The 14,759-nt window shown below is 42.4% G+C and carries 14 protein-coding genes and 1 tRNA gene; 4 read left to right on the plus strand and 11 right to left on the minus strand.

Features of this window, described 5'->3' with window-relative positions; all coding sequences use genetic code 11:
* From IM507_RS11725 to IM507_RS11740, 4 genes are all read right to left on the minus strand, one after another.
* On the minus strand, positions 1-358 hold a 358-nt coding region (locus IM507_RS11725; RefSeq protein ID WP_272071876.1), incomplete at its 3' end, for a DUF3782 domain-containing protein.
* Between the two features lie 137 nt (positions 359-495).
* On the minus strand, positions 496-1,350 hold the full coding sequence (gene purU / locus IM507_RS11730; RefSeq protein WP_069474294.1) for a formyltetrahydrofolate deformylase: 855 nt from the start codon (positions 1,348-1,350) through the stop codon (positions 496-498).
* 121 nt (positions 1,351-1,471) lie between these two features.
* A complete protein-coding gene (locus IM507_RS11735; protein ID WP_002744960.1) occupies positions 1,472-2,047 on the minus strand; it encodes a (2Fe-2S) ferredoxin domain-containing protein in 576 nt (191 codons plus the stop codon).
* A gap of 122 nt (positions 2,048-2,169) precedes the next feature.
* On the minus strand, positions 2,170-2,334 hold the full coding sequence (locus IM507_RS11740) for an Asr1405/Asl0597 family protein (protein WP_002738845.1): 165 nt from the start codon (positions 2,332-2,334) through the stop codon (positions 2,170-2,172).
* 221 nt (positions 2,335-2,555) lie between these two features.
* On the opposite strand from IM507_RS11740, the gene IM507_RS11745 reads away from it, so the two are divergent.
* Positions 2,556-3,395 carry a reverse transcriptase-like protein gene (locus tag IM507_RS11745; RefSeq protein WP_002755381.1) on the plus strand — a complete coding sequence of 280 codons (840 nt, stop codon included), beginning with the start codon at positions 2,556-2,558 and terminating at the stop codon, positions 3,393-3,395.
* A gap of 371 nt (positions 3,396-3,766) precedes the next feature.
* Here the strand turns inward: IM507_RS11745 and IM507_RS11750 are convergent, their stop codons facing one another.
* The 4 genes from IM507_RS11750 to hisF form a co-directional block, all read right to left on the minus strand.
* Positions 3,767-4,864: an AI-2E family transporter gene (locus IM507_RS11750; protein WP_002738741.1), complete on the minus strand. Its 1,098-nt coding sequence runs from the start codon at positions 4,862-4,864 to the stop codon at positions 3,767-3,769.
* A gap of 125 nt (positions 4,865-4,989) precedes the next feature.
* Positions 4,990-5,062, minus strand: a tRNA-Ala gene (locus IM507_RS11755).
* 119 nt (positions 5,063-5,181) lie between these two features.
* Positions 5,182-5,382 (minus strand): hypothetical protein, encoded by a 201-nt coding sequence (locus tag IM507_RS11760; protein ID WP_002739008.1) that lies wholly within the window; start codon positions 5,380-5,382, stop codon positions 5,182-5,184.
* Positions 5,383-5,627: 245 nt separating this feature from the next.
* Positions 5,628-6,392, minus strand: a complete 765-nt coding sequence (gene hisF / locus IM507_RS11765) for an imidazole glycerol phosphate synthase subunit HisF (RefSeq protein WP_002738370.1) — start codon at positions 6,390-6,392, stop codon at positions 5,628-5,630.
* Positions 6,393-6,415: 23 nt separating this feature from the next.
* Between hisF and ruvB the strand changes: the two genes are divergently transcribed.
* Positions 6,416-7,492, plus strand: a complete 1,077-nt coding sequence (gene ruvB / locus IM507_RS11770; protein ID WP_002755367.1) for a Holliday junction branch migration DNA helicase RuvB — start codon at positions 6,416-6,418, stop codon at positions 7,490-7,492.
* 532 nt (positions 7,493-8,024) lie between these two features.
* Positions 8,025-8,801 carry an RNA polymerase sigma factor SigF gene (locus IM507_RS11775; protein WP_002738647.1) on the plus strand — a complete coding sequence of 259 codons (777 nt, stop codon included), beginning with the start codon at positions 8,025-8,027 and terminating at the stop codon, positions 8,799-8,801.
* A 104-nt stretch (positions 8,802-8,905) separates the two neighbouring features.
* Here the strand turns inward: IM507_RS11775 and IM507_RS11780 are convergent, their stop codons facing one another.
* Positions 8,906-10,066: an aminotransferase class V-fold PLP-dependent enzyme gene (locus IM507_RS11780; RefSeq protein ID WP_069474293.1), complete on the minus strand. Its 1,161-nt coding sequence runs from the start codon at positions 10,064-10,066 to the stop codon at positions 8,906-8,908.
* 299 nt (positions 10,067-10,365) lie between these two features.
* On the minus strand, positions 10,366-11,499 hold the full coding sequence (locus IM507_RS11785) for an RNA polymerase sigma factor, RpoD/SigA family (RefSeq protein WP_002739077.1): 1,134 nt from the start codon (positions 11,497-11,499) through the stop codon (positions 10,366-10,368).
* Between the two features lie 600 nt (positions 11,500-12,099).
* On the opposite strand from IM507_RS11785, the gene priA reads away from it, so the two are divergent.
* Positions 12,100-14,589: a primosomal protein N' gene (gene priA, locus IM507_RS11790; protein ID WP_287637062.1), complete on the plus strand. Its 2,490-nt coding sequence runs from the start codon at positions 12,100-12,102 to the stop codon at positions 14,587-14,589.
* A gap of 29 nt (positions 14,590-14,618) precedes the next feature.
* Here the strand turns inward: priA and IM507_RS11795 are convergent.
* Positions 14,619-14,759, minus strand: a 141-nt coding sequence (locus IM507_RS11795) for a DUF4351 domain-containing protein (RefSeq protein ID WP_287637064.1), incomplete at its 5' end; no start/stop codon positions are given.

The following is a 14,759-nucleotide window of genomic DNA, read 5'->3' on the forward strand; positions in this document are numbered from 1 at the left end:
AGGCAAGAACATCAATTTCTAGGTGTTGTCCTTCTTTACTGACTCGGACACTGGGACTGATAACCTCCATACCAAATTGTTGTCCGAGAATCGTTTCCATTGAAGGAAGGGCAAGTCCTTCGGTAAAGCTGCCGAATTTTGTACCGAGTCCCCCAATTTGTTTGCCCAGTTCTTTGAGTTGTTTGTCAGTTTCTTTCTGTTGTTGGGCGTTTTCCTTCTGTTGTTGACTAACTTCCTTCAATAGTAGTTCAGTCTCCTTCTGTTGTTGACTGACTTCCTTGAGTTGTTTGTCAGTTTCTTTTTGAGCGGCAGTTAATTCGGCTAAGAGTCGCCATACGTCTTCGGATGTGGTTGCCATAGATAATTTTTTCCTTCTGATCTGGTCTATTGCTATTTTAGTCAATCGCGCCGGTACTTCCTAATTTTTAACCTTCCATGCTCTCTTTTTTGTCAAGTACATCTTATACCATTTTAGATGAGCTTACCCTAGCAACCTTAAGCGAATACTACCGTGCGATTAGCGTAAACTAAAACGCGATTTTGCAAGTGTAAACGTACCGCTCGCGCTAACACCACCCTTTCTAAATCCTTACCTTGACGAATTAAATCTCCCACGGTATCGCGATGACTAACTCTGACCACATCCTGCTCGATAATTGGCCCCTGATCGAGATCGGCAGTGATATAATGGGCGGTGGCTCCAATAATTTTTACCCCTCGATCGTAAGCCCGTTGATAGGGATTAGCTCCCGCAAAAGCCGGTAAAAAAGAATGATGAATATTGATAATATTGGGGAAAAAGTTAATAAAATCTGGGGTGAGAACCTGCATATATTTAGCTAAAATCCCTAAATCTATCCGGTATTCCCGCAGTAACTCTAATTGTCTGGCTTCCTGTTCAATCTTGGTTTCGGCGGTAACGGGAAGATGATAAAAATCAATACCAAATTGATTGGCAACTGAGTGTAATTCTGGATGATTGCTAATAATTAAAGGAATTTCTGCCCTAATTTCTCCCCCGTGTTGTCGCCATAATAAATCGAGGAGACAATGATCCTGTTTTGTCACCCAAATAGCTAGACGCGGAACAGTATCGGAAAAATGTAAGGACCAACTAGCCTGCAAAGGTTTGGCAATAGCGGCGAAAGCTGGTTCGATCATCCCACGGGGTAAATTAAACCCCTCTAATTGCCATTCTATCCGCATCAGGAACAATCCTGCCGAAAAATCCGTGTGTTGGTCAGCGTGGATAATATTGCCGCCATTAGCGTAGATAAAATTAGCGATTTTCGCCACCAGACCAATCTGGTCGGGACAAGAAATTAACAAGGTTGCAGTGGTACCAGTCATAAATTATCGGCGGCAAGAATTGACTTTTTCTACCCCTAATTTATTACAATTTTAGGCACTTCGTCCCTTTGATACACAAAAAAGATCGTTTGTCAACAGCGATCGCCGATTAAATTTCTAGTTAAACTGATAGGCTCTTCCCTTGCTCAGAAGTGGCAAAATGCCGCTCGATTAGGGAGGGGACATCTTGGGGAGCTACCTGATTATAATGCTTTTTATCGGGCATAACCACCAGATTCGGGCCTTTTTTGCACTGTTTTAAACAGCCGGTTAATTTAATATTCACCGCTTCTCCCAGTCCTTTTTCCTCTAAACTACTCTCTAACCTTTGGCAGACTCTCGCACCGCCATTTTTCCAACAATCGGACTTCTGACAGATTAAGACGGTGGCTTTTTTCGCTTTTGCCGGGGTGACTTCTGGGGTTTTTTCGCCGGATAAATGCTCAATCCCTAGTACCCTCAGTTTTAATTTTCCCTTTTTTGAACAAAGACTACTTTCTCCCGTCACTTTTAGCCATGAGTGGAGAGCAATATTGAGAGGTATGTGGTCTCGCAGTGTTTTTTCAGGCTTAAACCAATATTCCCGTTTATCAACACTGATTCTCAGGTATTTTACCTTATATCCGTCCTTGAGGACAAAACCGAGGAATTGACCGACCACTTGAAAGGGAATCATGGTAGTTGCAGATTTTGACATACTTTCTCACTTTTTACTCTTAGATTGCTAATTTTTCTCAAGGATTATGCTTGCCAACAGGTTTCCAGCCAAGGGATTAAACAGCCTCGGGAGGCCTCCACCTGTCGCAGGACAATCCACAGCTATAAAAGTTGAGCGGAGGCATCAATGCGAACCGGCAAAAGCTGATGGAGCGAGCATTGACATTCAATGTTTAGGGCTTGCATCTGGTGGTAAACCTGCCAGGGATCCCAAGCACTAAGATTGAAGATTTTCTCACCTTTCGATGGCCATTTGTCTATACTCATGGGGCTTTTAATTGAGAACTATTAGCAATATAACTCTAGGCTGATGTTCTCAGTATAACCAACAACTGCAAATTATTATCAATAACTTGCAGAAAAAAAGTTATCCGGTAGCGGCGATCGGCTAAAATTTTGCTTGTCCGCTTTGCCGATCCCGGAATCGCTACCGCCTACAATTGTCAAAGGGATAAAAATGGAGATACCAAGATTTATTGACGAAAATTATGGATAAAAAAGCTCAAAAAACCGATAATTCAGCAGTTCTCTATTTTGATGGTGGTTCTCGCGGCAATCCGGGGAGAGCAGCCGGTGCAGCGGTAATAGTTTTAGCCGAGGGTAATTCCTTGACTACGAGTAGATATATGGAGAGAGCCACTAATAACGAAGCTGAATACACAGGATTGATTATTGGATTGGAAAAAGCCCAAGAATTAGGCTTAAAAAGCCTAGAAATTCGGGGAGACAGTCAATTAGTCATCAATCAAGTTAAGGGAGACTGGAAGGTAAAAAGCGATAGTTTACGTCCCTTTTATCAGCGTGCTTGTCAATTAGTCACCCAATTCGATCGCATTAGCTGGCGCTGGATTGAACGAGCTAAAAATAGTGTGGCTGACGCTGCTGCTAATCAGTGTATGGATGCGGCGAAAAAATCGCCAGAAAAACCCGAGGAAGGCGAAACTAATCTCGATATTCTGCTCCAATCCCTGAAACCAATCCTAAATACTGAAGAATTCGTTTTCTCTTCCCTCACAGCAACAGGACTGGAACAGCTACAATTAACCCCTATCTGCCAATTTCGGGAAGAGGAAGGAATAACGGTGATTATTCCCCGTCAGCAAGCCGATCGCAAGAATTTACAGTACAAATATATTTATAGACAAATTACTCTTTCTGTGCATTCTAGTTTAGCGGCGGTGGGATTTTTAGCGGTGATTAGTGAGAAACTGTCCGAAGCGGCAATTAGCGTCAATGTCATTTCTGGTTATTATCACGATCATTTATTTATCCCTAGGGATAGGGTGACAGAAGCGATGGCTATTCTCGAAGAAATTAGCCGCTCATAACAGTTATCAGTTATCAGTTATCAGTTATCAGGTGTGGCTCTCTTATTCTTTGTGTGATCTCGCGTAGCGAGCGCGTTGCGACCAGTTTAACTTACTATAGAAGCGATCAATCTTTGTGTCCTCTGTGTCTGGAGTGGTTCCTTCCACTCCCTCGCCGGCAAGACTGTATCTTAGAATACATTTTACCCACCAAACCTAAGAGAGCCCAGATGTGAGTTTTCAATTCACTGATACTAAATCTGGTTATTAAAAACTGATTATTTATTCTCCCCTTTGCATGAGTACCTCTCCTCATAACTAGCCTATACTCAACGGATTTAGTATGATTACTGATTACTGTTTACTGTTCAGTGAAAAAATAGGATTTATTATTATTTGCTCTCCTCCGAGGAATTTTTCACCGTTTCTTCTAGGATAACTACCGGTTCTTTTTCCCGCTGCTGTGAGCGGATGATATCGATGGTACTTTTCAGCACACTAGCGATGGGAACTGCTATCAATAAACCGAGAATTCCTGCCACTTTGCCACCGATAAAAAGAGATAGAATAATCCAGACGGGATTAAGTCCGATCATACCTCCCATTAGCCGAGGGGCGATGACATTATCATTAATTTGACCGACAATAATAGTCAGGGTCAAAACTTTTAACCCTAACCAAAAATCTTGAAACATTAGTAGGGTACTAATGCCAATAATGGTAAAGGCACTGGCAAAAGGAATTAATGTAGTTAGACCGATCGCCACCCCGAATAATAGGGCATAATCGACCTTGAGAATGACAAAAACAAAAATTTGAGCCAGGCTGAGAATTCCCGCTAAAATGGTTTGACCAGCAAAATAGGTTTCAAAAGTTTGACGAATAATAGTTCTTAATTTGAGATTCCAGGGAGCAGGAATCCAGCTTAAAATTCCCTCCCAAATTTGTTCGCCATAGAGAACCAGAAAGACAGTTATAACCAGAACAAAGAGAATGTTTAGGATACTGTTGATAGTTCCCAGCACAAAGCTCAGTAATTGAGTGCTAAGAGTTTGTAAAACATTGGTTAGTCGTTCCGATAACTGGGTGATTGATTGCTCGATATAAATCGCATATTTCTGAGTTTTATCCCACTTTTCTAAATTTTGTATCTGTTCGGTTCCCGACTCGATCCACTGGGGCAAACTATTGATTAAACTGCTTAATTGTTCGACAATCTGGGGAATTAAAATTAAACCTAAAACAATCAAAATTAATAGGGCAATTAAAAAGACAATAGCGATCGAACCACTGCGATTAACCCCGCGTCTTTGCAGTAGTTTGATGGGAACATCTAAGACAAAAGCTAGTAAACTAGCAGTGACAAAAATACTGACTAAGGGTTCTAGATAGCTAAATAATTGGAATAATAACCAACCATTGAGAAATAAAAGCGGAAAAACCAGACTTAGCCGCAACCAACGAGGTAGTTGCTTAAAAAGCTCTATCATTAATTTTGTCCTGAGAGAGTATCGATGTAAAAAGAGACTTTTCCAACCAGAAATCCTCTTTCAATCTACCATCTCCTCGCCACTTTTCTAGCTCCAGTAACCCTGAAACTCTTATCTTAACTGTATGGAGCTAAGCGGATTCGAACCGCTGACCCCCTCAATGCCATTGAGGTGCTCTACCAACTGAGCTATAACCCCGCGAAGACCATTTTTGAATATAGCTTAAATAGAATTACTTTGTCAAGGGGTGACGAGAAAAAAATTTGTCCCTCACAATGCGATCGCTGATAAGACAATGGTGAAACAATCGCCTCCATTTAGACAGGAGCCGAAATTTGGGTTAAATAGGTTAAACAGTGGCCCATGAGGAAATAAACTACTAACATAGCCGCTGCCGCTGCTGCCACCAAGGTTCCCGCCAGGATCAAGGAAAACTCTTGCCTGTCGAACGCTTGCTGCATCAGATGCAATGACCAAGCCACAAGACCGAGGTCAAAGATGAGAATCGGAACTAACATATTTTAAATTTTGTTAACTTTCTTCTATTCTAATACATAATTTTCTGGAGGGATAATCGGAGGGAAGTTAAAAAAGGGATTTTTTGCTGGTTGCTCGATCGCGGCTGTCAGCCGTCAGCCATTAGCTTTCAGTAATAGGTCTAAATTTTGCTCTTCTTGGTTTGCAGCCTGAAAAAATCCTTTTCCCGAAAAAGCGACTCAATCACCAGATTAAGTTCTGTAAATCTTGTTCTCATTTTCCCTAGCTAACGCACGGGGACTTGGTGATTTTGCAGATAATTTTTGACCTCAGCGATAGTTAATTGACCATAATGGAGCAAAGAAGCCAATAAAGCCGCTTCTGCTCGGCCTTCCGTCAATGCTTCGTAGATATGCTGACAATTACCCGCTCCTCCAGAGGCAATCACAGGAATCTCCACCCTTTCTGCGATCGCTTTTGTCAAGGACAGATCGTAACCCGCTTGCGTGCCGTCAGCATCCATACTGGTAACTAACAACTCACCCGCCCCGCGTTTTTCCACTTCTTTGGCCCATAATAAAGCATCAATACCCGTATTTTCCCGTCCACCCCGAACATAAACCTCCCAACCGGGGTTATGCACATCCTTGCGTCTTCTAGCATCGATCGCCACCACAATACACTGTTTACCAAAGCGATCGCTGGCTCGATCGAGCAATTCCGGCTCGCGCACGGCAGCCGAGTTAATGCTGACTTTATCGGCCCCGGCTCTTAACAAATTTTTAATATTTTCTAAGGATTGGATGCCACCCCCCACGGTCAGAGGAATAAAAACCTGTTCCGCCGTGCGATAGACTACATCAATAATCGTGTCGCGATCTTCATGGGTAGCAGTAATATCAAGAAAAACCAACTCATCAGCCCCTGCCTGATTATACAAGCGAGCTAACTCCACGGGGTCGCCAGCATCCTGAAGATTGACAAAATTAACCCCTTTAACTACCCGACCTTTATTGACATCCAAACAAGGCAAAATCCGCTTCGCTAACATATCCTAGACTCTTGATTGTAACAATGGCCATCAAACGATCGCACAATTCCCCCCCGGCAGCCGAGGAAAATCTGCTCACTCCCAATCCCACTATAGAAGAAACGGAAAAAGCAGAAGCGCAGATTCGTCCACAATCCCTAGAGGATTATATCGGTCAACAGGACTTAAAGGCTAATCTAAAAGTCACCATCGCCGCGGCCAAAGCTAGACAAGAAGCGATCGATCATTTGCTCTTCTACGGACCGCCGGGGTTAGGCAAAACCACCATGGCTTTAATTTTAGCGGCTGAGATGGGAGTAAATTGCCGCATTACTGCCGCCCCCGCTTTAGAGCGTCCCCGGGACATTACCGGCATCCTGATCAATCTTCAACCCCGGGATATTCTTTTTATCGACGAAATTCATCGACTGAATCGGGTGACGGAGGAGTTATTATACCCAGCTATGGAGGATTATCGCCTAGATGTGACGATTGGTAAGGGTCAAGCAGCGAAAATTCGCAGTATTTCCCTGCCTCCCTTTACTTTAATCGGTGCTACTACCAAAGTTGGCTCTTTAACTGCGCCTTTACGCGATCGTTTTGGCATGATTCAACGTCTGCGTTTCTATACGGTCGAGGAATTGACAGCAATTATGCTCAGAAGTGCCACTATTTTTAATATTCCCATGACTGAAGCAGGTGCGATCGAAATTTCCCGTCGCAGTCGGGGAACTCCACGCATTGCCAATCGTTTATTAAAACGGGTGCGCGACTATGTGCAGGTGAAGGGAGAAACTATTATCACCCCCCAGTTAGCCGCTGAGGGATTAAATCAATTAAATGTGGATTCTATGGGTTTAGATTGGACCGATCGATTAGTATTAAAGACGATGATCGAACAGTTTCAAGGCAAACCCGTGGGATTGGAAGCGGTAGCGGCAGCCACGGGAGAAGATGCCAAGACAATTGAGGAGGTGTATGAGCCTTATTTATTACAAATAGGTTATCTTCATCGTACTCCCCGGGGCCGCGTAGTGACGGCAGCGGCCTACGAACATTTAGGTTTACTGGCGAAATTGCCGAAAAATAAGGATCGGAGTTTACCTTTGTTCGAGTTCTAGTTTTCTAGATAGGGTTGGCTGAATAAATCTAAAAACCTTGTTGGATTAAGACTTTTCGGGGGTAAAATTCACGGTTCTTCCGAACTTACACTGTAGAAAATTCCTCAAGCTCACTCTCTGCACAGCAATGCTCTAAAGTTGATAAATATCAATTTAACAAAAACTCAAAGCCTTAGTGTACAAGCTTTACAATCATAAGTTGTTGATAGTTTTACATAACAGGTTCGGTAGAGCCAAATTCACACCCCACTTCCCCACTTCCCCACTCCCCCACACCCCACACCCTGCTTCTAGGAACAACTTTTTCAGCCAACCCTAATTACCAGCGTTTTAGCTCACTTGTGTCTTTAAATACTGCCTTGACTGCTTGAAATCACACAAGCCTTTATGTAAAGACCGTACGATCAAGATTGTAGTAAGTTACATTGTTGCCATTGCTTGCCGCTTCCAATCTAGACTGTATTGGGATTTGTCAGAGCTATGCAATAGTGAGCTTTTATAGTCAATGATTTTTTAAGTCTGTTAACGTCCTATGTCTGGCCTAAATAAAGAAAATCTTAAACTAGAAACTCTTACCCTGTTTCAAAAATACCAAAAAACAGGGGAGAATCAGTTACGGGATCAAATTATCCGGTTAAACCTAGGATTAGTCAGAAGGGAAGCTCATCATTGGGTCAATCAATGCCATGAAAATTACGAAGATTTAGTGCAGGTTGGCTGTATGGGACTAATTCGGGCGATCAAACGTTTTGACAGCAGCAAAGGTCATGCTTTTAGTTCCTTCGCTATTCCCTATATTCGTGGCGAGATTCAACACTATCTGCGCGATAAAGGTTACACAGTTCGCATTCCTCGTCGTTGGTTAGATTTAGGGAGACAAGCGGCAAATATGCGTCGGGATTTTCAAACTATCCACAATCGTCAACCCAATGATACGGAAATCTCCCTCGCTTTAAATATTTCGATCGAAGAATGGCAAGAGGTAAAACTGGCTTTCCAAAACCGTGAACCTCTTAGTCTCGATGCGACGGTTAATAACGATGAAGATAATAACACCTGTTTAAAAGACATCGTTCCCGATCCTGGTTATCGCAGCTTTCAACTTTGTCAAGAGGATCGCATTCGTTTACAACAGGCACTGGCTCAATTAGAAGAGAAAACCCGTTATATTCTCGAATTTGTCTTCCTTAAAGATCTTACTCAACGGGAAACCGCCGAACAATTAGGCATTAGTATTGTTACCGTCTCCCGTCGGGTGAAAAAAGGTTTAGAAATGCTCAAGGAAACCATGCTCCAAGAGGCATTTTAGCCCAATTATCGGTTCTCATAGCAAGTCCGTTATTAACTCCCAATTCAACTTTAAAAACTCAGTTATGGATTTTTTCCCCTGCTCCGATGCTCCTCTCTCCCAGCTTATCTTGGCTCCAATAGCAAGTAATTTAAAACCCCGGCTAAATATTCATACTGCTCGATCGAATTATAGTAGTGAGCAGAAATCCTCACAATTAATGATGCTTCTCCCCAGGGAATTATCGGCACTTCAATCTGATATTTTTCCCACAGTTGTCTGGATAAATCTTCTGCTATCCAAGCATAACTAGGAATTAGAATTGAGGACATCGATCCGATCATTGATTCTGGACAGGGATAATTGACCTGCAAGGCATGACAAAGCAAATTTCTGGCTTTTAAAACCAAATTATGATTCCTCGCCATCAGACCCAGTAAACCATCAATAGAGAGAGAATTTAAAAACTCGATCGCTTTTGGCACTGATAAATAAGCGCTGGGATCATCGGTTCCCATCCAAGCAAATTCTAACTGAAAACGGGAACGATCTTGTCGAGGAGAATTAGCCCCATGGCTAATAGTTAAAGGTCGAATTATTGCCTGTTTATCCCCGCGCACATAGAGAAAAGCAGCCCCCTTGGGACTACATAACCACTTATGACAATTAGCAGTATAATAGGTGGGATTAATTGCCCCGATATTAAGGGGTAAAAAACCTAAAGCATGAGCGCCATCGATGAGAGTATCAATACCCCGATTATTTAATTCTTGCACAATTTCTGCGATTGGCCAAATTAAGGCCGTGGGACTGGTGACATGATCTAAAACTACTAATTTTGTCCGAGGAGAAACAGATGCTAAAATTGCTTGACTAATTTCTAAAAGAGACTGTACAGGAAAGGGAATTTTAGCGATAATTACCTTTAAACCCCATCTTTTAGCTATATGTTTAACTGCATTAGCACAAGCATTATAGGTCTGATCGGTGATCAGAATTTCCTCATTTTCCTGAAAAGTTAAGGAATTTAACACCGCATTCACTGCTGTGGTTGCATTGGGAACAAAGACTAAATCATCGCTATTTACTCCCACTAAATCCGCTAATTTTTGCCTAGCAATATCTAATAAACCCTCTAATTCTCTCCCCAAAAATGCTAAAGGTTGTCTTTCCATTCGTTCCCGCAATTGTTGCTGATAATCCAAGACTATTCTAGGGGTTGCACCATAGGAACCATGGTTGAGAAAATAAATATTATCGGGAATTAACCAAGAATTTTTAGACATAATTTTATTTTATTGAGAACTAGAAAAAATAGCTGAAAAATTGCCTATTATATTCAGCTTTTAACTAGCTAGTATATTTATGATCGACAATTTCAGTGACAAAAGTTTCTCCATCCATGAGAGGATGATTTTCTGGAGATTGATATTTTCCCGTTTTCACTTTCTGTTGGAGATGTCGGTTCATAGGTATTATGACTATCTACTGAGAAAATCAGCTTGATCTTAATTTTAAGCTAAATATCGACAAAAAAAGCTCTCCAAGAAAAAGGAGAGAGAAGAGAACGAGTTAGAAAAAGTTATTAATGTAACCATCCTTTCAGACGACGTGCGACTTGAGGACGACGTAATTTTCGCATCGCTTTAGTTTGAATTTGACGTACTCGTTCCCGAGATAAATTGAACATTCCCCCCACTTCCTCTAGGGTATAGGGTTGACTGGTAGCTAAACCATAACGGAGGGAGATAACATCTTTTTCCCGTTCGGTGAGAACATCACTTAAAACTGCGAAAATTTCTTGACGCATCATCATCTCATTCATTTTATCTTCGGGAAGTTGTAGATCATCATCTTCCAAAAGATCCACTAATTCCGTATCTTCTCCCTTCCCTACACGATGATTTAAAGAGAGAGATTGACGACGCAATTGTAATAATTGCCGCAATTGTTCGGGAGTTATTTCTAACGCTTCCGCGAGTTCCCGTTCATTGGGATTGCGCTGTAAATCTTGCTTGAGAATGCGCTGCGCTTTTTTGAGTTTATTGAGTTTTTCGACAATGTGAATCGGTAAACGAATTGTTCGCGCATCGTTAGCAATGGTGCGGGTGATTGCTTGTCGAATCCACCAATAAGCATAGGTAGAGAATTTATAACCTTTATTAGGATCGAATTTTTCGGCCGCACGGTTGAGTCCGATCGCACCTTCTTGAATTAAATCTAAGAAAGGAACCCCGCGATTTAAATAGCGTTTAGCGATGGAAACCACCAAGCGCAAATTAGAACGAATCATCTTCCGTTTAGCTGTTCGTCCGCGATAAAGACGGTTTTCCAGTTGACGTTCATTATCTAATTCTAAAGCGATCGCCCATTCTGTTTTCGTCGGGGGACGATGTAAATTTTCTTGCAGTTTTTGGCGTACTTCTTCCGCTTCCATGAGAAACTTAACCGAGTAGGCTAATTCAATTTCTTCTTCCGCACTAAGCAGGGGATAACGAGCCATTTCTTTAAAAAATGCGCCAACAGTATCTTCATTGCTGCCTTTATCGTATCCCGTTCCACTACTCCCACGAGTGTTTTTTAGGGTTTCCGGTAAAGATTCAGTCATATCCTCGTCAGTTCTTTCATTAAAATCCACGCTGTCCAGTTCTAAAGGATTTGTCTCCAGGGCAATGATTTGATTAAAATTATCATCAGCGGCTAGTTTAGAGATTTTCATAAGCAGTTATGGATGGAGTGGGGTTATAATAGGGGGGAAAAACTTAGTTTCTCCCAATGGGCTGATTGTTACATTGAATTTTCGGGGAGCAGATTTTTTAAACGTTTTCTTAATTAATGGCGGCAATTTCTGGGATATAATTGCGCGATTCTGTGTCGATGGTTACAAATCGCCGAACCAGACAATAAGATTTTCTGGTGAATGGGAGGAGCTTTTTGTGTTTCTACTCATACACTCTAACTAAGGTTTTTGGTATTTGACTAGGTAAAGATCACGCTTCTTAACAATCAAGATAGCAGTCAGCTTTTTATGACTATTCTTTGCTTTTTCTATTGAGAACTATTCTCAACTTTTGACTAACTATGCTTTAATTCAATAGCTAATAGTCAATGATTATCATTAACTTTATCAATGCTTAAGGGTGGATAAAAATTCTTTTGGGAAGACTTCACTAGCTAAAAATCAAAATTTGTGGACAAAAAAGCAATATTTAAACTGTTTTTAGAGAAAATTAGCTATTTTTATTCCCCTCAAGCTTTAAACTATAATTTAAATACCCCATTCTCCCCATCTCCCTATCACCCCATCTCCCCACTGACTATGCTCGATCGCCATGCTACCCTGACTGTAGCGGAACCTCGCACACCTTACCAATTAACCACAACTGGGCAACCGTGGTTAGAGGTTTTGGTAGATCGTCCTTATCCTAGAGATAGTCAAGAGGATCAGCAAATATTAACCTATAGTATCCCCCGGGATTTAACGGTAGAAATCGGCGATATTTTAAGCGTTCCCTTTGGTTCTCAGGTAATAGGGGGAATTGCTCTTAGATTTCTCGAAAATTTGCCCGCAGGACTGGAAGAAAATCAAATTCGTCCCGTGGAAGATGTGATAGCTAAGGGGTTTTTTCCCGATAATTATTGGCAGTTATTGACGAAAATCGCCCAATACTACGCAACAGATTTAATCACCGTTGTTCGCGTCGCTTTACCTACGGGTTTACTGCGAAGTTCCCAACGTCGCATCAGATTAAAACCAGCAGCGATTCCCCCCGGTGCCGAAGTTTTTTGTACTCCCCTCTCCCGTCAGATTTTATCCCTGCTCAAAAATCAAAAAGAAGGCGATTATTCGGCGAAATACCTGCAAGAAAAAGTAAAAAATGCCAATTACGGTATCCGAGACTTAGTTAAGCGCGGTTGGGTAGAAAGTTATCTAGAAGCACCCAAAAGTACCAATATTAAACAAAAAAAAGCCATTACCCTGCTAATAACCGACTTTCCTCGGGATTTAACCGAAAATCAGCGCAAAATTCTCGAAATTTTACGTCATCAGGGAGGAGAAATGTGGCTGCCAGAATTGGTAAAACTTGCGGGGACAAAACATTTTAAACCGCTCATTGACAAGGGTTATGTGGTGATTGAGGATCGAGAATTTCTGCGCTTATCCTCGGCGATTATGAGCAGGGATCAACCAAAAACACTCACTTCTAGTCAAAAACAGGCTTTAGAAGCCATTCAAACCCTAAAAGGTGGTGAAAGCGCTCTCTTACATGGAGTGACGGGATCGGGTAAAACAGAAGTCTATCTACAGGCGATCGCACCTGTCCTAGCAGCGGGTAAATCTGCCTTGGTTTTAGTCCCCGAAATTGGATTAACACCGCAACTAACCGATCGCTTTGTGGCCCGTTTTGGCGATCGAGTCTATGTTTATCATAGCGCCCTCTCGGAAGGAGAAAGATACGATACTTGGCGACAGATGTTGACAGGAACCCCGCAAGTTATTATCGGGACGAGATCGGCGATTTTTGCTCCTTTACCCCATCTAGGGATGATTATCCTCGATGAAGAACACGATAGCAGCTTTAAACAAAGTCAATTACTTCCCACCTATCACGCGCGTACCGTGGCTAAATGGCGCTCTCAATTAAACCATTGTCCCGTAATTTTAGGCTCGGCCACGCCATCCCTAGAAACATGGCTAGAATCCCAAGTTAATCCCCGTCTTTACCTATCTTTGCCCGATCGCATCCAAAATCGCCCCTTACCTCGGGTGGAAATCGTCGATATGCGACGGGAATTGCAGCGAGGCAATCGTTCCCTCTTTAGTCAATCCCTGCGTTCATCTCTGGAAACCCTGCGCGACAAGGGAGAACAGGCAATTTTATTCGTCAGTCGTCGGGGACATAGTACCTTTGTATCTTGTCGAAGTTGCGGTTATGTGCTGGAGTGTCCCCACTGTGATGTCTCTCTCTCCTACCATCACACCGAACCGGGAGCGCAAGAATTACTCCGCTGTCACTACTGCAACTATGGTCGCATCCATCCGAAACAATGTCCTGAATGCGGTTCTCCCTATCTAAAATTTTTCGGCACTGGCACTCAGCGAGTCACCCAAGAATTAAGCAAAGAATTTCCTGATTTGCGCTGCTTGCGTTTTGATAGTGATACCACCCGCAACAAAAATGCTCCCCGGGAACTATTAAAACTATTTACTGATGGTGAATTCGATGTCTTAGTCGGAACCCAAATGCTCACCAAAGGATTAGATATAGAGCGAGTTACCCTAGTAGGAGTAATGGCAGCCGATGGTTTACTTTATCACTCCGATTATCGCGCCTCCGAACGCGCTTTTCAAACCCTCACCCAAGTAGCAGGGAGAGCAGGAAGGGGAGAAACAGAAGGAAAGGTAATTATCCAAACCTATACCCCCGAACATCCCGTGATTAGAGCAGTGCAAACCCACGATTATGAGGGTTTTGTCGAGACGGAATTAATGCAGAGAGAGGGTTTAAATTATCCTCCCTACGGCAGTTTAGTCTTAATTCGCTTTAGTGGTTTAGATGGGGAAGCAGTGCAGAAAAGTGCTGAAAATGTCGCAGAGGAATGTGTTAATAATTTCGGTTCCGATTGGGATATTTTGGGACCTGCACCCGCAACAATTATGCGCGTGGCTAACCGTTATCGCTGGCAAATTCTGTTAAAATTATCGGGGGAAAAGGCTGATATCGGTCGTCTTTTTCTTCCCCTAAAAAGCTTAGTTTTACCCAAGGTAAGTATGGCGATCGATGTGGACCCCTTGACGATAGAATAATCAGGGATGGATAATGCGCTCGCTATTGTTCACGGGTGCAACCAGTTATCTAAATCCGTCAAAGTGTTAAAGTCTAATAAGGCGAGTCCTAAGTCTTCTAATTGCTCCACAGGAAGGTTACGGATGGTTTCCTCAAGATTTTGCGGTATTTCACCGAAACGTCGCTGAAG

It is taken from the genome of Microcystis sp. M20BS1 (genome assembly GCF_020245305.1).
In the GTDB taxonomy this organism is placed as follows: domain Bacteria; phylum Cyanobacteriota; class Cyanobacteriia; order Cyanobacteriales; family Microcystaceae; genus Microcystis; species Microcystis ichthyoblabe_A.